Annotated in this window: 15 protein-coding genes and 1 pseudogene; 4 read left to right on the top strand and 12 right to left on the bottom strand. The window is 59.9% G+C overall.

Annotated features, from left to right (window positions below; genetic code table 11):
• Positions 1 to 12: 12 nt before the first annotated feature.
• The 11 genes and pseudogenes from lpxD to rpsB form a co-directional block, all read right to left on the bottom strand.
• Complete coding sequence (gene lpxD / locus LOY69_RS05825) at positions 13 to 1,068, bottom strand: UDP-3-O-(3-hydroxymyristoyl)glucosamine N-acyltransferase (protein ID WP_110652351.1); 1,056 nt, start codon at positions 1,066 to 1,068, stop codon at positions 13 to 15.
• 3 nt (positions 1,069 to 1,071) lie between these two features.
• On the bottom strand, positions 1,072 to 1,575 hold the full coding sequence (locus tag LOY69_RS05820; protein WP_102861373.1) for an OmpH family outer membrane protein: 504 nt from the start codon (positions 1,573 to 1,575) through the stop codon (positions 1,072 to 1,074).
• 44 nt (positions 1,576 to 1,619) lie between these two features.
• On the bottom strand, positions 1,620 to 4,010 hold the full coding sequence (gene bamA / locus LOY69_RS05815) for an outer membrane protein assembly factor BamA (RefSeq protein WP_102861372.1): 2,391 nt from the start codon (positions 4,008 to 4,010) through the stop codon (positions 1,620 to 1,622).
• A 74-nt stretch (positions 4,011 to 4,084) separates the two neighbouring features.
• Complete coding sequence (gene rseP, locus LOY69_RS05810; RefSeq protein ID WP_102861371.1) at positions 4,085 to 5,437, bottom strand: sigma E protease regulator RseP; 1,353 nt, start codon at positions 5,435 to 5,437, stop codon at positions 4,085 to 4,087.
• A 48-nt stretch (positions 5,438 to 5,485) separates the two neighbouring features.
• Positions 5,486 to 6,676: a 1-deoxy-D-xylulose-5-phosphate reductoisomerase gene (gene ispC, locus LOY69_RS05805; RefSeq protein ID WP_265074241.1), complete on the bottom strand. Its 1,191-nt coding sequence runs from the start codon at positions 6,674 to 6,676 to the stop codon at positions 5,486 to 5,488.
• Positions 6,673 to 7,479: a phosphatidate cytidylyltransferase gene (locus LOY69_RS05800; RefSeq protein WP_102878549.1), complete on the bottom strand. Its 807-nt coding sequence runs from the start codon at positions 7,477 to 7,479 to the stop codon at positions 6,673 to 6,675. Before LOY69_RS05800 ends, ispC begins: the two co-directional genes overlap by 4 nt.
• A pseudogene (uppS, locus tag LOY69_RS05795) lies at positions 7,479 to 8,235 on the bottom strand (polyprenyl diphosphate synthase). Before uppS ends, LOY69_RS05800 begins: the two are co-directional and overlap by 1 nt.
• A 15-nt stretch (positions 8,236 to 8,250) precedes the next feature.
• Complete coding sequence (gene frr, locus LOY69_RS05790; protein ID WP_102861367.1) at positions 8,251 to 8,808, bottom strand: ribosome recycling factor; 558 nt, start codon at positions 8,806 to 8,808, stop codon at positions 8,251 to 8,253.
• Positions 8,805 to 9,548: a UMP kinase gene (gene pyrH, locus LOY69_RS05785; RefSeq protein WP_011059526.1), complete on the bottom strand. Its 744-nt coding sequence runs from the start codon at positions 9,546 to 9,548 to the stop codon at positions 8,805 to 8,807. The genes frr and pyrH overlap by 4 nt, the downstream gene beginning before the upstream one ends.
• A 208-nt stretch (positions 9,549 to 9,756) precedes the next feature.
• Entirely contained in the window at positions 9,757 to 10,623 is an 867-nt protein-coding gene (gene tsf / locus LOY69_RS05780) for a translation elongation factor Ts (RefSeq protein ID WP_016962579.1), read from the bottom strand.
• Between the two features lie 203 nt (positions 10,624 to 10,826).
• Positions 10,827 to 11,564 carry a 30S ribosomal protein S2 gene (rpsB, locus tag LOY69_RS05775; protein WP_011059524.1) on the bottom strand — a complete coding sequence of 246 codons (738 nt, stop codon included), beginning with the start codon at positions 11,562 to 11,564 and terminating at the stop codon, positions 10,827 to 10,829.
• A gap of 407 nt (positions 11,565 to 11,971) precedes the next feature.
• Here rpsB and map point away from each other — a divergent pair, with 407 nt between their 5' ends.
• Genes map through dapC form a run of 3 tightly spaced genes read left to right on the top strand, consistent with a single transcriptional unit; the run spans position 11,972 to position 16,743 of the window.
• Positions 11,972 to 12,754 carry a type I methionyl aminopeptidase gene (map, locus tag LOY69_RS05770; protein ID WP_102861366.1) on the top strand — a complete coding sequence of 261 codons (783 nt, stop codon included), beginning with the start codon at positions 11,972 to 11,974 and terminating at the stop codon, positions 12,752 to 12,754.
• Between the two features lie 48 nt (positions 12,755 to 12,802).
• Complete coding sequence (locus LOY69_RS05765; protein ID WP_123393597.1) at positions 12,803 to 15,505, top strand: [protein-PII] uridylyltransferase; 2,703 nt, start codon at positions 12,803 to 12,805, stop codon at positions 15,503 to 15,505.
• A 38-nt stretch (positions 15,506 to 15,543) separates the two neighbouring features.
• Positions 15,544 to 16,743, top strand: coding sequence for a succinyldiaminopimelate transaminase (dapC, locus tag LOY69_RS05760; RefSeq protein WP_265074240.1), 1,200 nt, complete (start codon positions 15,544 to 15,546; stop codon positions 16,741 to 16,743).
• 72 nt (positions 16,744 to 16,815) lie between these two features.
• Here the strand turns inward: dapC and LOY69_RS05755 are convergent, their stop codons facing one another.
• The gene (locus LOY69_RS05755; RefSeq protein ID WP_102861360.1) at positions 16,816 to 18,462 is read right to left on the bottom strand and encodes a Na+/H+ antiporter; all 1,647 of its coding nucleotides are present in this window, start codon (positions 18,460 to 18,462) and stop codon (positions 16,816 to 16,818) included.
• 237 nt (positions 18,463 to 18,699) lie between these two features.
• Between LOY69_RS05755 and LOY69_RS05750 the strand changes: the two genes are divergently transcribed.
• Positions 18,700 to 19,062 (top strand): ArsC family reductase, encoded by a 363-nt coding sequence (locus tag LOY69_RS05750; RefSeq protein WP_102861359.1) that lies wholly within the window; start codon positions 18,700 to 18,702, stop codon positions 19,060 to 19,062.
• Positions 19,063 to 19,085: the final 23 nt, after the last annotated feature.

The following is a 19,085-nucleotide window of genomic DNA, read 5'->3' as shown; positions in this document are numbered from 1 at the left end:
ATGGAAATGGTATCAGCCATCTGATGAAGCATTGCCGTCAGGGGTCACGTCCCCAACGCGCTTTTCCAACTGGCGCAAACGCCGCGCAAGGTCATCGAGCTGACGGATGCGTGCCGCGCTTTTGCGCCACTCGGCAGCAGGTTGCATGGCCGTACCGGAAGAGTAAGCGCCCGGCTCGGTAATCGAGTGAGTCACCATGGTCATTCCAGTGAGGAATACGTTGTCACAAATCTCGATGTGCCCTACCAGACCCACACCGCCGGCGAGCATACAGTGCTTGCCGATCTTGGTGCTGCCGGAAATCCCCACACAAGCCGCCATCGCCGTGTGATCGCCGACCTGGACGTTGTGGGCAATCTGAATCTGGTTATCCAGCTTCACACCGTTGCCGATGACGGTATCGGCCAGGGCGCCGCGGTCAATCGCCGTATTGACGCCGATTTCCACATCGTCACCGATGGTCACACCACCAATCTGCGCGATCTTCTGCCAGATGCCTTTTTCATTGGCAAAGCCGAAACCTTCACCACCGAGCACCGCCCCCGACTGGATGACCACACGCTGACCAATGCGCACATCGTGGTACAAGGTCACCCGCGGGGCCAGCCAGCCGCCTTCGCCGATTTCGCAGCGAGCGCCGATAAAGCAGTGGGCACCGATGGTCACTCCAGCCGCAATACGCACACCAGACTCGATCACTGCAAACGGACCAATGCTGGCCTCCGGGTGCACCAGCGCATCGGCGGCAATCACCGCTGACGGATGGATACCCGCTGGCGCCTTGGGCTTGGGATCGAACAGATGGGAAATACGGGCGTAGGACAGATAAGGATCAGCCACCACCAGTGCATCGCCGGCATAAGCCTCGGCATCAGCGGCCTTCAGCAATACCGCGCCGGCCTGGCAGTCCACCAGGTACTTGCGATATTGCGGATTTGCCAAAAAGCTCAACTGAGCTGGGCCAGCCTCCTGCAAGGTGGCTAGCCCAGTGATTTCCTTCTCCGCGTCACCACTCAAGGTGGCGCCGAGGAACTCGGCCAATTGGCCGAGTTTTATGGTCGCGGTCATGGCTTACTTCAGCTGATTCATGCGCTCGATAACTTGGCGGGTGATGTCGTACTGAGGTTTGACATCGATCACTGCGCCACGCTCGAAAACCAGGTCGAAAGCACCTTTCTTGATGACTTCTTCAACGGCGCTATCCAGCTTCGGCTTCAATTGCTTGAGCATTTCACGGTCAGCAACAGCCTTGGCTTCGTTCAGTTCCTTGGACTGGAACTGGAAGTCCCGAGCCTTTTGCTTGAACTCGAGCTCCAGACGCTCACGCTCGCCTTGCTGCATCTTGTCGCCACCCGCAACCAAGCGATCCTGGATGCCCTTGGCACTGCTTTCCAGAGTCTTCAGCTTGGTCAGTTGCGGGCCGAATTTCTTCTCGGCATCCACTGCGTACTTCTTGGCCGCGTCTGATTCCAGCAGAGCCATCTGATAGTTCAGAACAGCGATTTTCATTTCGGCAAACGCCGGGCTCGCGACCAGTACGGAGGCCAGGAGAACCAATTGAGTCAACTTACGCACGATGCACTCCTACAAAATCCATTGTCGTTATCTTGGGTAGACTATTAGAAAGTCTGACCGAGAGAGAATTGGAACACCTGAGTTTCAGCGTCATCCGGTTTCTTGATCGGCATCGCCAGGGCAAAGCTCAATGGCCCCAAAGCAGTGACCCAAGTCACACCAACACCCACCGAACTGGCCAGATTGCTCAAGCTGATATCGTTGCACTGCGTTTTCACATTCGACGCCGCAATGGTGTTGGACGTGCTTTCACAGCGAGAGTTGAAGACGTTACCCACATCCCAGAACAACGAAGTGCGCAGGGAACGCTGATCTTTGACGAACGGCAGCGGGAACAGCAACTCGGCACCGCCCTGGATCAATACGTTACCGCCGAATGGCAGTGGATCCTGGTCTGGGTCGGCAGCTGTACCGGCGTTACCGGTTACACCAGCACCACGACTCGGAGTACTGCGCGGCCCCAGGGTACTGTCCTTGAAGCCACGTACCGAGTTGAAACCACCAGCATAGTAGTTCTCGTAGAACGGCAAGCCCTTGGTGTCACCAAAGCCGTCGCCATAACCCAGTTCGGTATGGAAGCGCATGGTGTAGTTCTCACTCAGCGGAGTGAACAACTGACCACGGTAGTCGAGCTTGAAGAACGACAGGTCGCTACCTGGAGTAGTGGTTTCCAGAACCAGGCTTTGCGAATGGCCGCGAGTGGCCAGCACACCTTTGTTCAGGGTCGACTCGGACCAGCCGGCCGACGCCTTGAAGTTGAGGTAGCTGTCGCCCTGTTTGTTCACGAAGTCGAAGATTTCGTCGACGGTGTACAGGCCGGTCTTGATCTTGTCCTGCTGCGCGGTCAGGCCGAAGGTCAGACGCGAAGTCTCACTGATCGGATAGCCCACGCTGACGCCGGCACCGAGGCTGTCCACCGCATAGCTGGCCACGTCGACGTCGAGGTCTTTGTAGTCAGTGGTGCGATAGAAAGCGTTGTAACCCAGGCTCACGCCGTCGGCGGTCCAGTAGGGGTCAACGTAGCCGAAGTTGTAGCGGCTCTGGTATTCGCTGCGGGTCAGACCGATGCTGACCTTGTTACCGGTACCCAGGAAGTTGTTCTGGGTAATGGAACCACCGAGGATCAGACCAGCGCTCTGGGCGAAACCGACACTGGCGGTGATCGAACCGGATGCTTGCTCTTCAACCGCGTAGTTCACGTCGACCTGGTCATCAACACCCGGTACAGCCGGTGTCTCGACGTTGACTTCCTTAAAGAAGCCCAAGCGCTCAAGACGGGTCTTGGACTGGTCGATCAGGTAGGTCGAAGCCCAGCCGCCTTCCATCTGACGCATTTCGCGACGCAGCACTTCGTCCTCGGACTTGGTGTTGCCACGGAAGTTGATACGGTTGACGTAGGCACGTTTACCCGGGTCTACCACGAAGGTGATGTCCACGGTGTGGTCTTCATCATGAGGCTGAGGCACGCCGTTGACGTTGGCGAAGGTGTAGCCCTCGTTACCCAGACGGCGGGTAATCAGTTCGGACGTGGTGGTCATCAGTTTGCGCGAGAACACCTGGCCCTTCTCCACCAACAACAGTGCCTTGACTTGGTCTTCAGGTACTTTCAGGTCGCCGCTGAGCTTCACGTCACGAACGCTGTACTTCTCGCCTTCGTTGACGTTGACGGTAATGTAGACGTGCTTTTTGTCCGGGGTGATGGACACCTGGGTCGAAGCAATATCCATATTGATATAGCCACGGTCCAGATAGTAGGAACGCAGACGCTCCAGGTCACCGGAGAGCTTTTCACGGGCGTACTTGTCGTCGTTCTTGAAGAACGACAGCCAGTTGGTGGTCTTGAGCTCGAACAGGCCGATCAGGTCTTCGTCTGGAAAGACAGTGTTGCCCACCACGTTGATGTGCTGGATGGCTGCGACCGTGCCTTCGTTGATATTAACCTTCAGGCCGACACGGTTGCGTGGCTGCGGAACCACTTCAGTCTCAACGGTGGCCGAGTAACGGCCCTGGGCGACATATTGGCGCTGCAACTCGTTACGAACGCCTTCGAGTGTCGCACGCTGGAAGATCTCACCCTCGGCCAGACCGGACTGTTTCAGGCCCTTCATCAAGTCTTCGGTGGAGATCGCCTTGTTGCCTTCGATCTCGATACTGGCAACCGACGGCCGCTCGACTACCGTAATGACCAGGACGTTGCCATCGCGGCCCAGTTGGATGTCTTGAAAGAAACCGGTTTTGAACAGCGCACGAGTGGATTCCACCAGGCGACGGTCGTCCGCCTGCTCGCCGACGTTCAACGGCAAGGCACCAAAGACGCTACCCGCGGAAACGCGCTGAAGGCCGTTGACGCGGATATCGGAGATAGTGAAGGACTCGGCGTGAACTTCGGCGATCATCAATACGGTGAGAACCGCAGTTAGCAGCAGACGTTTCATGAAGTCCTTTCTTATTCCAACTGGCAATAAACAAACTGCCGCAAAATGCGGCAGATTCGCAATTCAGCGAAGCGTTACAGACGACCCAGATCGTTGACCAGAGCAAGCAGCATGACTCCGACCACCAAGCTGATACCGATCTGTATCCCCCAACCTTGCACCCGATCCGACAAGGGACGACCACGCGCCCACTCGATCAGATAAAACAACAAATGCCCCCCATCCAGTACCGGGATGGGCAACAAATTCAGAACACCCAGGCTAATACTCAGATAAGCAAGGAAATTCAAGAAATCAGCAATGCCCGACTGGGCAGAAGCGCCCGCCACTTTAGCAATGGTTATCGGTCCACTCAAGTTTTTTACCGAGAGCTCGCCGAACAACATTTTCTTCAGTGATTCGAGGGTCAGGACACTCATGGTCCAGGTCCGTCGAGCCCCTTCGCCAATCGCCTCCAGCGGGCCATAACTGACCTCGCGAAGCATCTCCGCAGGCCAGTCGACAGCTTTCACCCCAGCCCCCAGGTAGCCATTGGGCGCTTTGTTTTCGCCACGGCTGGCCAAGGTCACGGGGACGTCGATTTGAGCACCATCGCGCTCGACTTGCAGCACAATTTTCGTATCAGGGTGCACACGGACCCAATCAACCACCTGCTGCCAGTCACTGAGCGATTGCCCATCGAGCGCCAGCAGACGGTCGCCGGTTTTCAGGCCGGCAGCCTGGGCCGGGCCTTTCGGATCGAGTTCAGCCAGCACGGGGGGCAATGCCGGGCGCCATGGGCGAATCCCCAGGGAGCGGATCGGGTCCGGCTCGTCGGCGCCCTTGAGCCATTTGTCCAGCACCAACTGGCGAGAGGAGTCAACCGTCGCACCCTGCTCGCGCACCTGCACCTGCAGCGTTCCACTTTCACCCAGACGGCGCACCAGTTGCAGATTCACTGCCGCCCAACCGGAAGTTGGCTCACCATCGATGGCAACGATTTCCTCGCCGGCACCGAGGCCGGCCTTGGCGGCTATGCTCCCCGCCTCCACGCCACCGATGACCGGTCGCACCTGCTGACTGCCCAGCATCGCCAGGGCCCAGAAGAACACCAGGGCGAGTAGGAAGTTGGCGATCGGGCCGGCGGCAACAATGGCGATACGCTGGCGTACGGACTTGCGGTTGAAGGACTGGTCGAGCTCATCGAGGGCCACTTCGCCTTCACGCTCGTCGAGCATCTTCACGTAGCCACCCAGGGGAATGGCGGCGATCACAAACTCGGTACCGCGACGATCATGCCAGCGCAGCAACGGCATACCAAAGCCCACGGAGAAACGCAGCACCTTGACGCCACAGCGACGCGCGACCCAGAAGTGACCGAATTCATGGAAGGTGACCAGCACACCCAGGGCTACCAGGGTGCCGACAATCATATAGAGCGCGCTCATCTACTTTCTCCGCAATCCTATTCGCCGCCACTCGCCCGGTCGCAAATCCTATCGCCCGTTACGCTGCAACCATTGTTCTGCCAGGCTTCGGGCCTTGGCATCCGCCGCAAACACTGCATCGAGCTCATTGACTGCAACTACAGGCTCAAGGACCAAAACTTCTTCGATGATACTCGCGATCTCCGGGTAACGGATGCGCCGATCAAGAAAGGCCGAAACAGCCACTTCATTGGCCGCATTGAGCATCGCCGGAGCGCTGCCCCCCGCCTCGGCAGCTTGACGCGCCAGACGCAGGCAAGGGAACCGCTGCTCGTCGGGTGCCTGGAAGTCCAGACGGGCGATCGCGAACAGATCCAACGGGGCTACACCGGAGTCGATACGCTCCGGCCAGGCCAGGGCGTTGGCGATAGGCGTGCGCATATCCGGATTGCCCAACTGGGCAAGCACCGAGCCGTCGACATAATCCACCAGGGAATGGATCACGCTCTGTGGATGCACCACCACCTCGACCTGGGAAGGCTTGGCATCGAACAGCCAGCAGGCCTCGATCAACTCCAACCCCTTGTTCATCATGCTCGCCGAATCCACGGAGATCTTGCGCCCCATGGACCAGTTCGGATGGGCACAGGCCTGTTCCGGCGAAACATGTTCGAGCTCGGCCAGAGGCGTCTGACGGAATGGACCGCCCGAAGCGGTCAACAGAATCCGTCGCACCCCGACCTGACTCAAGCCCCGAGAAAAATCCCCAGGCATGCATTGGAAAATCGCGTTGTGCTCACTGTCGATAGGCAGCAGCAACGAGCCACTCTTGCCTACCGCCTGCATGAACAGTGCGCCGGACATCACCAGCGCTTCTTTATTGGCCAGGAGGATCTTTTTGCCGGCCTCCACCGCCGCGAGGGTCGGACGCAGGCCCGCCGCCCCGACAATAGCCGCCATCACCGCATCGACTTCAGGCGCCGAGGCGACTTCACACAACCCCTGCTCCCCCACCAGCACCCGAGTCGACAGGCCAGCGGCTCGCAGATCGTCCTGCAAAGTCCTCGCCGCAGCGACCTCAGGCACCACGGCAAAACGCGGCACATGGCGTACGCACAACGCCAGCAACTCGGCCAGACGGCTGAACCCGCTAAGGGCAAACACCTGATAGCGATCCGGATGACGAGCAATCACATCCAGCGTACTCAGGCCAATGGAGCCCGTAGCCCCCAGAACCGTGATCTGTTGCACACGACTCACAGCGCAGCCATCCACAGCAGCACCGCAAACACGGGAATCGCCGCCGTCAGACTGTCGATCCGATCGAGCACACCGCCGTGCCCCGGCAACAGATTACTGCTGTCCTTGATGCCGGACTGACGCTTGAACATGCTCTCGGTCAGGTCACCGACCACCGAAATGAAGACCACAATGGCCGCACCCAACAGCCCCAACAGGATCTGTCCGAAGGACCAATCACGCACCAGCCCGACCACTGCCGTGATCACCAGGCTCAATGCCAGGCCGCCATAGACGCCCTCCCAGCTCTTGCCAGGACTCACCTGTGGCGCCAGCTTGCGCTTGCCGAAGGCCTTGCCGGAGAAGTAGGCACCGATGTCTGCCCCCCAAACCAGCACCATTACCGCCATGATCAACCAGTTGCCCAGCGGCAGCTGCTTGATGAACACCAAGCCCTGCCAGGCCGGCAACAGGATCAATAGACCGATCAGCAGCTTGGGGGCCGCCCCGGACCATTGCTCACTGGTGCGCGGATAGGTCAGCACCAGGAAAGTCGCCAACCCCCACCACAACACCGCGGCACCCAGCACCCAAGGCGCAACACCCGGGACCAGATGCATCAAGAACAGCAGCGCCGCCACTACCAGCGCGTAAGCCACCCGAGCCGGCTGCGCCTCGAAACCCGCCAGACGCGCCCACTCCCAGGCCCCCAGGCTCACCACCAAACCGATGAACAGGGCAAACCCTGAACCTTCGAGCAGGAAAAACCCGCATAAGGCGATCGGCAGCAGGATCAGCGCAGTAATGATTCGTTGTTTAAGCATTAAACCCGGGCTCCAGCCTCGACCTGCTCGCTCGTTTTACCGAAGCGCCGCTGTCGAGATGCGTAATCGGCCAGCGCGTTGCGCATGGCTTCGTGTTTGAAGTCCGGCCAGAACAGGTCGGAGAAATACAGCTCGGCATAGGCCAGCTGCCACAGCAGGAAATTACTGATGCGATGCTCGCCACCGGTGCGGATGCAGAGGTCCGGCAACGGCAAGTCGCCGGTTGCCAGACAGGTCTGCAACAGGCCCGGAGTGATGTCCTCGGGTCGTAGATGACCGGCCTGAACCTCACGCGCCAGGCGCTGGGCAGCCTGGGCGATATCCCATTGACCGCCGTAGTTGGCAGCGATCTGCAGAATGAAACGATCACTGCCCGCGGTAATCGCTTCCGCCTCGCGCATCGCCGCCTGCAACTCGGGATGGAAACGCGAACGGTCGCCAATGATCCGCAGACTGATGTTGTTCTCGTTAAGACGCTTGGCCTCACGCCGCAGCGCCTTGAAGAACAGATCCATCAAGGCACTGACTTCGTCGGCCGGGCGCTGCCAGTTTTCACTGGAAAAGGCAAACAGGGTCAGGACTTCAACCTTGGCCTCAGCGCACACTTCGATCACTGCACGTACCGCGTCAACGCCCGCTTTATGCCCGGCAACACCCGGCATAAAGCGTTTTTTTTGCCCAGCGGTTATTACCGTCCATGATGATCGCCACATGGCGCGGCACCGAGGACAACACGGACTGCTTGGTCTTTTCCATGAAAACGCCTGACCCTTATACGGCCATCAAGTCCTTTTCTTTTTCCTCAGTCGCCTTGGCGATCTGAGCTTCAAAGTCCTTGATCAACTTGTCGATTTCGGCGCTGCCACGACGCTCTTCGTCTTCGCTGATTTCCTTGTCCTTGGTCAGCTTCTTCAACTCGCCCAAGGCATCGCGGCGAATGTTGCGCACAGCAACCCGCGCATCCTCGGCGGCGGCACGCGCCTGCTTGGTGAAGCCCTTGCGGGTTTCCTCGGTCAGCGGCGCCATCTTGATCAGCAGCAGCTCGCCCAGGTTGGTCGGATTGAGGTTAAGACCGGCACTGCCAATGGCCTTGTCGATGGCTCCGAGCATGTTGCGCTCGAACGGCACGACCTGCAGGGTCTGGGAGTCCTTCACGGTCACGTTGGCAACGCCGCTCAACGGCGTGTCGGTACCGTAGTAAGGCACCATCACGCTGCCCAGAATGCTGGGGTGCGCCTTGCCGGTGCGGATCTGGCCGAATGCATGCGCCAGAGACTCCAGGGTTTTCTTCATGCGCTCTTGAGCGTCTTTCTTGATTTCGTTGATCATTGCTCGCCTTCCTCGATCAGGGTTCCTTCAGCGCCACCATGCACGATATTCAGCAGGGCGCCGGGCTTGTTCATGTTGAATACCCGCAGCGGCATCTTGTGGTCGCGGCACAGGCAAATGGCCGTCAGGTCCATCACTCCCAGCTTGCGATCCAGCACTTCATCGTAAGTCAGATGATCGAACTTCTCGGCATGCGGGTCTTTGAACGGGTCTGCAGTGTAAACACCGTCGACCTTGGTTGCCTTGAGCACGACATCGGCATCGATCTCGATGGCGCGCAGACAGGCTGCGGAGTCGGTAGTGAAGAACGGGTTGCCGGTACCGGCCGCGAAAATCACCACTTCTTTGGAGTTCAGGTGGCGCATGGCCTTGCGACGATCATAGTGATCGGTCACACCCACCATGGAAATAGCGGACATCACGATGGCCGAGATATTCGCACGTTCCAGCGCGTCGCGCATGGCCAGGGCGTTCATCACAGTGGCCAGCATGCCCATGTGGTCGCCTGTGACCCGATCCATCCCGGCAGCGCTCAAGGCGGCGCCACGGAACAGGTTGCCACCACCGATCACCAAACCTACCTGGACACCGATGCCAACCAGTTGGCCGACTTCCAGCGCCATGCGGTCCAGCACCTTGGGGTCGATCCCGAACTCTTCCGAGCCCATCAGGGCCTCGCCGCTAAGCTTGAGTAGAATGCGTTTATAGCGAGCTTGATAACCACTGCCCTGCTGAGCCATTGCGAATCTCTCCTGCGGCGTATTTTAAAAATTCTTTGCGGGCTGTTTGCAGCCTGCGTTCACTCTAGCTTGACGCTGTCACAGCGCCATCAGAACACGACTTTGTAAACCGGTTCCGAGGTAAAGCAACAAAATTGCCCTGCCCATTTGAAAAGAGGCTGCGCGCGTGAGCGGGCAGCCTCTTCTGGGCGACAGTTGAAAAACCGTCTTACTGTTGCTTGGCAGCAGCCAGTTGTGCAGCAACTTCTTCAGCGAAGTTGTCTTCTTTCTTCTCGATGCCTTCACCTACTGCGAAACGGGTGAAGGAAACGATTTCAGCGCCGCCTTTCTTGGCCAGAGCACCTACGGTGACTTCTGGATCCTTGACGAACGCTTGCTCAACCAGGCTGGCTTCAGCCAGGAACTTGCTGATACGGCCAGCGATCATTTTCTCGACGATTTCGGCCGGCTTGCCTTTCATCTTGTCTTCGTTCAGCTGCAGGAACACAGCTTTTTCGCGCTCGATGGCTTCGGCAGAAACCTGCGAAGGCAGCAGGAACTCAGGGTTGCTTGCCGCTACGTGCATGGCGATGTCTTTGGCCAGCTCAACGGAGCCGCCCTTCAGGACAACCGCAACACCGATCTTGTTACCGTGCAGGTAAGTACCGACCACGTCACCTTCAACGCGAGCCAGACGACGGATGTTGACGTTCTCACCGGTCTTGCCCACCAGGATCAGACGGTCAGCTTCTTGAGCTTCGATCAGTGGAGCGGCGTCGGTCAGTTTGTCAGCGAACGCTTTTTCAACGCTGGCAGCAACGAATGCCTTGAAGTCGTCCTGCAGAGCCAGGAAGTCGGTCTGCGAGTTCACTTCCAGCAGGACAGCGGCTTTACCGTCGTCCTTGATGGCGATAGCGCCTTCAGCAGCCACGTTGCCTGCTTTCTTGGCAGCCTTGATGGCGCCGGAAGCACGCATGTCATCAATGGCTTTTTCGATGTCGCCGCCGGCCTTGGTCAAGGCCTTTTTGCAGTCCATCATGCCTTCGCCGGTACGCTCGCGCAGTTCTTTGACCAACGCTGCAGTAATCTCTGCCATTTTCAAAATCCTCTTGGATAGGTTTTCAACCATTCCACCCGATCGAACGGGCGTTCAATTCTTGGGCGCTGCCCCGAATTCACTTCATAACAGCCCCGCATTACAGAAACTGTCGGGGCGCAACGACGAAATGATTTTCGAGTTGGCAAAAAGGGGGCCAAGCCCCCTTTTTGCGTACTGAGTAAACGCTAAGCGTCAGTTACTCAGGCTTCAGCCGCCGGTGCTGCAGCTTCTTCGAACACTTCGGTGCCGCCAGCAACGTTGTTGCGACCACGGATCACAGCGTCAGCCATCGAGCCCATGTACAGCTGGATGGCGCGAATGGCGTCATCGTTGCCTGGGATGATGTAGTCAACGCCTTCCGGGCTGCTGTTGGTATCGACAACGCCGATGACCGGGATGCCCAGCTTGTTGGCTTCGGTGATCGCGATGCGCTCGTGATCAACGTCGATCACGAACAGTGCGTCAGGCAGGCCGCCCATGTCCTTGATACCACCCAGGGAACGATCCAGCTTTTCCAGGTCGCGAGTGCGCATCAGCGCCTCTTTCTTGGTCAGCTTGGCGAAGGTGCCGTCTTCTGCTTGCACTTCAAGGTCACGCAGACGCTTGATGGAAGCACGGATGGTTTTGTAGTTGGTCAGCATGCCGCCCAACCAGCGGTGATCGACGTACGGCGAACCGCAACGTGCTGCTTCTTCAGCAACGATCTTGCCAGCGGAACGCTTGGTGCCGACGAACAGAATCTTGTTTTTGCCCTGGGCCAGACGCTCTACGAAAGTCAGAGCTTCGTTGAACATTGGCAGGGTTTTTTCAAGGTTGATGATGTGAATCTTGTTACGCGCACCAAAAATGTACTTACCCATTTTCGGGTTCCAGTAACGGGTTTGGTGACCGAAGTGCACACCGGCCTTCAGCATATCGCGCATGTTGACTTGGGACATGATAGTTCCTTAATAAGTCGGGTTAGGCCTCCACGTATCCCAATGACCAACCAACAGCATGTGCTGAGGGCACCCAGGTCATCGTGTCGACACGTGTGTGGGTTTGAGCTTTTCGGGGCATCCCCGGAAAGCGGCGCATTTTATACCACAGCAAGGTCAAAAACGGAACCCGGATTCACATCCGTCGATCCTTGCAGTTTTCGCCCTGACCTTGGAAACAGCCCAGAATGCACCATTGTATGGAGACAAGCGCCAGCAGAACCTCAGATTTACGCTGAGCCTCTGTTAGAATCGCACCTTTGCGGCTTCCGAAAACCTCACCGGTTCCATCCCGGTTCCAGCCTTGCAGGGGCAGGTTTTCAAGCCATTCCGTGTATATCGCGCCATTGAGCGTCAAGAGAGCCTGTATGACCGTCACCCTCAAAACTCCCGAGGACATCGCCAAAATGCGTGTCGCCGGCAAACTGGCCGCCGAAGTCCTGGAAATGATTGCCGAGCATGTCAAACCCGGTGTCACCACCGAAGAACTGGACCGCATCTGCCATGACTACATCGTCAACGTGCAGGGCGCTATCCCGGCCCCGCTGAACTACAAGGGTTTCCCCAAGTCCATCTGCACCTCGATCAATCACGTGGTGTGCCACGGTATTCCCAACGAGAAGCCCCTGAAGGACGGCGACACCCTGAACATCGACGTCACCGTCATCAAGGACGGCTACCACGGCGACACCAGCCGCATGTTCCACGTCGGCACCGTGCCAGTCTGGGCCGAGCGCCTGTCGCAGATCACCCAGGAATGCATGTACAAGGCCATCGAACTGGTGAAGCCGGGCTGCCGCCTGGGCGACATCGGCGAAGTGATCCAGAAGCACGCGGAAAAGAACGGCTTCTCGGTGGTTCGCGAGTTCTGTGGTCACGGCATCGGCAAGGTGTTCCACGAAGAGCCGCAGATCCTGCACTACGGCCGCGCCGGCACCGGCATGGAACTCAAGGCCGGCATGACCTTCACCATCGAGCCGATGATCAACCAGGGCAAGGCCGACACTAAGGTACTGGGCGACGGTTGGACCGCCATCACCAAGGACCGCAAGCTCTCGGCACAGTGGGAACACACCCTGCTGGTGACCGAAACCGGCTACGAGATCTTTACCCTGCGCAGCGATGACACCATCCCCCGGGTATCTGCCTGATCCACAACGCCGCGTCCCGACCTTATAGATAGAAAGGAAAGCCAATCGATGCCGCAGGTGGATCCCGAACTCTTCGACCGTGGCCAGTTCCAGGCGGAACTGGCACTGAAGGCCAGCCCCATCGCCGCCTTCAAGAAAGCCATCCGTCAGGCACGGGAAGTGCTCGACAACCGCTTTCGCAGCGGACGGGAAATCCGCCGGCTGATCGAGGACCGCGCCTGGTTCATCGATAACATCCTGCAAAAGGCCTGGGACCAGTTCACCTGGAGCAACGAAGCCGACATCGCCCTGGTGGCGGTCGGCGGCTACGGCCGCGGCGAGCTTCACCCCTATTCCGATATCGACCTGCTGATCCTCCTGGACAGCGCCGATCATGAGATCTTTCGCGACTCCATCGAACGCTTTCTCACCCTGCTCTGGGACATCGGCCTGGAAGTCGGGCAAAGCGTGCGTTCGGTGGATGAATGCGCCGAGGAGGCCCGGGCCGACCTGACGGTCATCACCAACCTGATGGAAAGCCGCACCATCGCCGGCCCCGAGCGCCTGCGCCAGCGCATGCTGGACGTCACCAGCACCGCACATATGTGGCCGAGCAAGGACTTCTTCCTGGCCAAGCACGCCGAGCAGAAGGCCCGCCACCACAAGTACAACGACACCGAATACAACCTGGAGCCCAACGTCAAAGGCTCACCCGGCGGCCTGCGGGATATCCAGACCATTCTCTGGGTCGCCCGCCGCCAGTACGGCACCCTGAATCTGCGAGCACTGGCCGGCGAAGGCTTCCTGGTGGAAAGCGAAAACGCCCTGCTGGCCTCCTCCCAGGAGTTCCTGTGGAAGGTCCGCTACGCCCTGCACATGCTCGCCGGCCGCGCCGAAGACCGCCTGCTGCTGGACCACCAGCGCTCCATCGCCGAGCTACTGGGTTTCAGCGGTGAAGACGTCAAGCAGTCGATTGAAAGCTTCATGCAGCAGTACTACCGGGTGGTGATGAGCATCGCCCAGTTGAGCGACCTGATCATCCAGCACTTCGAAGAGGTGATCCTCGCCCCCGAGGACGAAGCCCCGCCACAGCCGATCAACGCCCGCTTCCAACTGCACGACGGCTACATCGAGGCGATCAACGACAACGTGTTCAAACGCACGCCGTTCGCCATGCTGGAAATCTTCGTGCTGATGGCCCAGCACCCGGAGATCAAGGGCGTACGCGCCGACACCATCCGCCTGCTGCGCGAGCACCGGCACCTGATCGACGACGACTTCCGTCACGACATCCGCAACACCAGCCTGTTCATCGAGCTGTTCAAATGCGAGATCGGCATCCACCGCAACCTGCGGCGGATGAACCGCTACGGCATCCTTGGACGCTACCTGCCGGAATTCGGCTTCATCGTTGGACAGATGCAGCACGACCTGTTCCACATCTATACCGTGGACGCCCACACGCTGAATCTGATCAAGCACCTGCGCAAGATGCAGTACACGCCGATCTCCGAGAAATTCCCCCTGGCCAGCAAGCTCATGGGCAAGCTGCCCAAGCCCGAACTGATCTACCTGGCCGGCCTGTATCACGACATCGGCAAGGGCCGCCACGGCGACCACTCGGAGATCGGCGCGGTGGATGCCGAAGCCTTCTGTGTGCGCCACCAACTGCCTCTATGGGACACCCGGCTGATCGTCTGGCTGGTGCAGAACCACCTGGTGATGTCCACCACCGCCCAGCGCAAGGACCTGTCCGACCCGCAGGTGATCCACGATTTCGCCCAGACTGTGGTCGACCAGACCCGCCTCGACTACCTCTACGTGCTGACGGTCGCCGACATCTACGCCACCAACCCGACCCTGTGGAACTCCTGGCGCGCCAGCCTGTTGCGCCAGCTCTACACCGAGACCAAGCGCGCCCTGCGCCGCGGCCTGGAAAACCCGGTGGACCGCGAAGAGCAGATCCGCCAGACCCAGAGCGCCGCCCTGGATATCCTGGTGCGCAACGGCACCGATCCGGACGAGGTCGAGCAGCTCTGGTCGCAACTGGGAGACGACTACTTTCTGCGTCACACCGCTGGCGATGTGGCCTGGCACAGCGACGCGATCCTCCAGCAGCCGGCCGATGGCGGGCCACTGGTGCTGATCAAGGAAATCACCCAGCGCGAGTTCGAGGGTGGCACCCAAATCTTCATCTACGCCCCGGACCAGCACGACTTCTTTGCGGTGACCGTGGCCGCCATGGACCAGCTCAACCTCAACATCCATGACGCGCGGATCATCACCTCCAGCAGCCAGTTCACCCTCGACACCTACATCGTCCTGGACAACGACGGCGAGTCCATCGGCAACAACCCGCAGCGGGTCGAGCAGATCCGCAAAGGCCTGACCGATGCCCTGCGCAACCCCGACGACTACCCGACCATCATCCAGCGCCGGGTGCCGCGACAGCTCAAGCACTTTGCCTTCGAGCCCGAGGTGACCATCCACAACGACGCCCAGCGCCCGGTCACCGTGCTGGAACTCAGCGCCCCGGATCGTCCGGGCCTGCTGGCGCGGATCGGCAAGATCTTCCTGGAGTTCGACCTGTCGCTGCAAAACGCCAAGATCGCCACCTTGGGCGAGCGCGTGGAAGACGTGTTCTTCATCACCGACGCGCACAACCACCCTCTTTCCGACCCACAGCTGTGCAGCCGCTTGCAGGATGCGATCGTCGAACAGTTGAGTGTCAGCCATGAACCGACTATCGAAATGACCCGCCTGAGCATCTGAAGGGTCCGAACCGCCGCTTTGAGTGAGAAAACGCACCGATGAACAACGCTCTGAACCAGTTGCAGCCCTACCCGTTCGAAAAGCTGCGGGCCCTGCTCGGCACCGTGACCCCCAACCCGGACAAGCGCCCGATCGCCCTGTCCATCGGCGAACCCAAGCACCGCTCGCCGAGCTTTGTCGCCGAAGCCCTGGCCAGCAACCTCGATCAGATGGCGGTGTACCCCACCACCCTGGGTATACCGGCCCTGCGTGAAGCCATCGCTGGTTGGTGCGAGCGACGCTTCGGCGTGCCGACCGGCTGGATCGACCCGGCGCGCAACGTCCTGCCGGTCAACGGCACCCGTGAAGCCCTGTTCGCCTTCACCCAGACCGTAGTCAACCGCGGTGACGACGCCCTGGTGGTCAGCCCCAACCCCTTCTATCAGATCTACGAAGGCGCAGCCTTCCTTGCCGGGGCCAAGCCGCACTACCTGCCGTGCCTGGATGAAAACGGCTTCAACCCGGATTTCGACGCCGTACCGGCCGAGATCTGGCAGCGCTGCCAGATCCTCTTCCTGTGCTCCCCGGGCAACCCCACCGGCGCGCTGATCCCGCTGGACACCCTGAAGAAACTGATCGCCCTGGCCGACGAACACGACTTCGTGATCGCCGCCGACGAGTGCTACAGCGAGCTGTACTTCGACGAACAGACCCCGCCGCCGGGGCTGCTCAGCGCCTGCGTCGAACTGGGCCGCAAGGACTTCAAGCGTTGCGTGGTGTTCCACAGCCTGTCCAAGCGCTCCAACCTGCCGGGCCTGCGCTCCGGCTTCGTGGCCGGCGACGCCGACATCCTCAAGGGTTTCCTGCTGTACCGCACCTACCACGGCTGCGCCATGCCGGTGCAGACCCAACTGGCCAGCATCGCCGCCTGGAACGATGAAGTGCACGTGCGCGCCAACCGCGCCCTGTACCGCGAGAAGTTCGACGCGGTGCTGACAATCCTCGCGCCGGTAATGGACGTGCAGCGCCCGGACGGCAGCTTCTACCTGTGGCCCAACGTGGCCGGAGATGACGCCGCCTTCTGCCGCGACCTGTTCGAGCAGGAGCACGTGACCGTGGTTCCGGGTTCCTACCTGTCGCGGGATGTGGACGGCACCAACCCGGGCGCCGGACGGGTGCGCATGGCGCTGGTCGCGCCGCTGGCGGAGTGTGTCGAGGCAGCCGAGCGGATTCGCGACTTCGTTCTGCGTCGCGCGTGAGCCCCTTCGCCGGCAAGCCGGCTCCTACACCCTCCCAGTAGGAGCCGGCTTGCCGGCGAAAGCGTTATTCGCTCACTTCACCTGCCCCAAATTCGCCTCGCTCAAATCCAGGTCCGCCAACACCTCGCGCAGCACATCATCACCGATCTGGTGATGCCGGCTCAGGCGGTACAGCTCCAGCCGTTGCGCGCGCAGGGCCTTGAGCCGCAGGCGCCGTTCCAGCAAGTCCATCTGCAATGCCAGGGCCTGAGCCTCCGCGGAATCGTTGTAGACCTCCAACTGATGCCGGTACTCAGCCATCAAACGGCCCTTGAGCTCGGTGGCCAGTGCCGCCTGGGCCGCATCGGGGGCCTCACTGGTTTCAGCCACTTCCTCGGCTTCCAGGGCATGGATCGCCGCCTCGGCGGTCTTGCGCCAGGCATCGCGGACTTCTCCACGGCGTTTGTCGTCGGGGCTTTTGACGATACCGCGCAACAGCAGCGGCAGGGCAATGCAGGCCGCCACCAGGGACAGCAGGATCACTCCAGCGGCGATAAAGATCAGCAGGTCACGTTCGGGGAAGGCCTCCCCGGCGCCCAGGAACAAGGGCACCGACATCACGCCGGCCAGGGTCACAGCCCCACGCACCCCGCCCACCGTCAGCAGCCAGCAGGAGCGCGCCGTGGGCACCAGGGTCAGCTCGCCCTTGCCGCGCCAGCGCCGCAGCAGCCCGGACAGGCGCCAGATGCTCTGCACCCAGATAAAACGCAACACCAGCAGCACCAGGAAGATCGCCAGCACATCCAGGCAGCGGTAGAACAGGGTCGGCCAGAGTGAAGTTTCATGACTGACCACGGCCTTGATGATGTCAGGCAATTGCAGCCCCAACAGTAGGAAGATCAGGCCATTGAAGGCGAACTCCAGCAGCGACCAGACACTGCGATTGAGCAGTCGGGTGCTGGTCTGGCGCGGCAGCAGGTCGAGCCAGCTCTGCATCATTCCCGCCGCCACCGCCGAGAGAATGCCCGAGGCCCCCAGGCGCTCGGCCAGGACGTAAGCCGCGAAGGGCAATAGCAACATGAACACCACATGGGTCGCCGGATCGTCCCAGCCGCGGGCGATCATCCAGGCCCGCAGGCGCCCGACCAGCCAGCTCAGGGCCACGCCGACCGCCAAGCCACCCACCGCCACCAACACAAAGGTCAGGCTGGCATTGGCCAGGGAGAACACCCCGGTAACGGCGGCCACCAGGGCGAACTTGAAAGTCACCAGGCCCGAGGCATCGTTCATCAAGGCCTCGCCCTGGAGCATGTGCATCAGCGGGGTTGGCAGGCGGTTCTGGGAAATGGCCGACACCGCGACGGCGTCAGTGGGCGACAGCACCGCAGCCAGGGCGAAAGCCACCGGCAACGGGATAGTCGGCAACAGCCAGTGAATGAAATAACCGGCCCCGACCACGGTGAACAACACCAGGCCCACCGCCAAGGTCAGGATCGGGCCACGCAAGCGCCAGAACTCGCGCTTGGGCATGCGCCAACCGTCGGAAAACAGCAACGGCGGCAGGAACAGGAAAAGGAACAATTCCGGGTCCAGGGCCACATGCAAACCCAGGGTCGGCCAGGCCAACAGGGCTCCGGCGGCGATCTGTACCAGAGGCAAGGGCAGCGGAATCACCCGTCCGACCAGTCGCGAAAGACTCACCAGCATCAGCAGGATGAGGACGGTATAGGCGGTTTGCATAAAGCGAAAATCCAAGGCTCAACAGGAAAAATCGTACGCATCTCAGCTGAGAATCGCCGACGAAGTGCCATATTAGCCGCTTAAACTCGGTACTGACCGCTGCACAAAAGTCGCAAGCCCCATGACCTGCCATGCAACAACCTGCGACAAAGCCGATTTCAGGCCGACGCTGAAGCGCTGCGGTCGTGGCATAATCCGTGACCTTTCATCTCCAGCATCTCCAAAGGGGGCAATTCCTTGACCGCTTCAAGCAAAACGTTGCACCTTTTCGGCATCAAAGCCTGTGACACCATGAAAAAGGCGCGCACCTGGCTCGATGAACACGCTGTCAGCTATGACTTCCATGATTACAAAACCTCCGGCATTGACCGTGAGCACCTGAATCAGTGGTGCAACGAGCACGGCTGGCAGGTGGTGTTGAACCGCGCGGGCACGACCTTTCGCAAACTCGATGACGAAAGCAAAGCCGATCTCGACCAGGCGAAAGCCGTTGAACTGATGCTCGCGCAACCTTCGATGATCAAGCGCCCGGTGCTCGACCTCGGAGACAAGACCCTGATTGGCTTCAAGCCAGACCTTTACGCAGCGGCGCTCAAGTAAGCCTGCTCACTCTATTTCGCAAG

The sequence above is a fragment of the Pseudomonas sp. B21-059 genome (assembly GCF_026016285.1).
Taxonomy (GTDB): Bacteria; Pseudomonadota; Gammaproteobacteria; order Pseudomonadales; family Pseudomonadaceae; genus Aquipseudomonas; species Aquipseudomonas danubii.
This window is presented reverse-complemented; position numbering and strand designations above follow the sequence as displayed.

Excerpts from the sequence above, each read along its gene's own strand:
- rseP (WP_102861371.1), bottom strand. The coding sequence starts at position 5,437 with ATGAGCGCGCTCTATATGATTGTCGGCACCCTGGTAGCCCTGGGTGTG.
- dapC (WP_265074240.1), top strand. The coding sequence starts at position 15,544 with ATGAACAACGCTCTGAACCAGTTGCAGCCCTACCCGTTCGAAAAGCTG.
- lpxD (WP_110652351.1), bottom strand. The coding sequence starts at position 1,068 with ATGACCGCGACCATAAAACTCGGCCAATTGGCCGAGTTCCTCGGCGCC.
- LOY69_RS05765 (WP_123393597.1), top strand. The coding sequence starts at position 12,803 with ATGCCGCAGGTGGATCCCGAACTCTTCGACCGTGGCCAGTTCCAGGCG.
- rpsB (WP_011059524.1), bottom strand. The coding sequence starts at position 11,564 with ATGTCCCAAGTCAACATGCGCGATATGCTGAAGGCCGGTGTGCACTTC.
- LOY69_RS05755 (WP_102861360.1), bottom strand. The coding sequence starts at position 18,462 with ATGCAAACCGCCTATACCGTCCTCATCCTGCTGATGCTGGTGAGTCTT.
- map (WP_102861366.1), top strand. The coding sequence starts at position 11,972 with ATGACCGTCACCCTCAAAACTCCCGAGGACATCGCCAAAATGCGTGTC.
- frr (WP_102861367.1), bottom strand. The coding sequence starts at position 8,808 with ATGATCAACGAAATCAAGAAAGACGCTCAAGAGCGCATGAAGAAAACC.
- pyrH (WP_011059526.1), bottom strand. The coding sequence starts at position 9,548 with ATGGCTCAGCAGGGCAGTGGTTATCAAGCTCGCTATAAACGCATTCTA.
- tsf (WP_016962579.1), bottom strand. The coding sequence starts at position 10,623 with ATGGCAGAGATTACTGCAGCGTTGGTCAAAGAACTGCGCGAGCGTACC.
- LOY69_RS05800 (WP_102878549.1), bottom strand. The coding sequence starts at position 7,479 with ATGCTTAAACAACGAATCATTACTGCGCTGATCCTGCTGCCGATCGCC.
- bamA (WP_102861372.1), bottom strand. The coding sequence starts at position 4,010 with ATGAAACGTCTGCTGCTAACTGCGGTTCTCACCGTATTGATGATCGCC.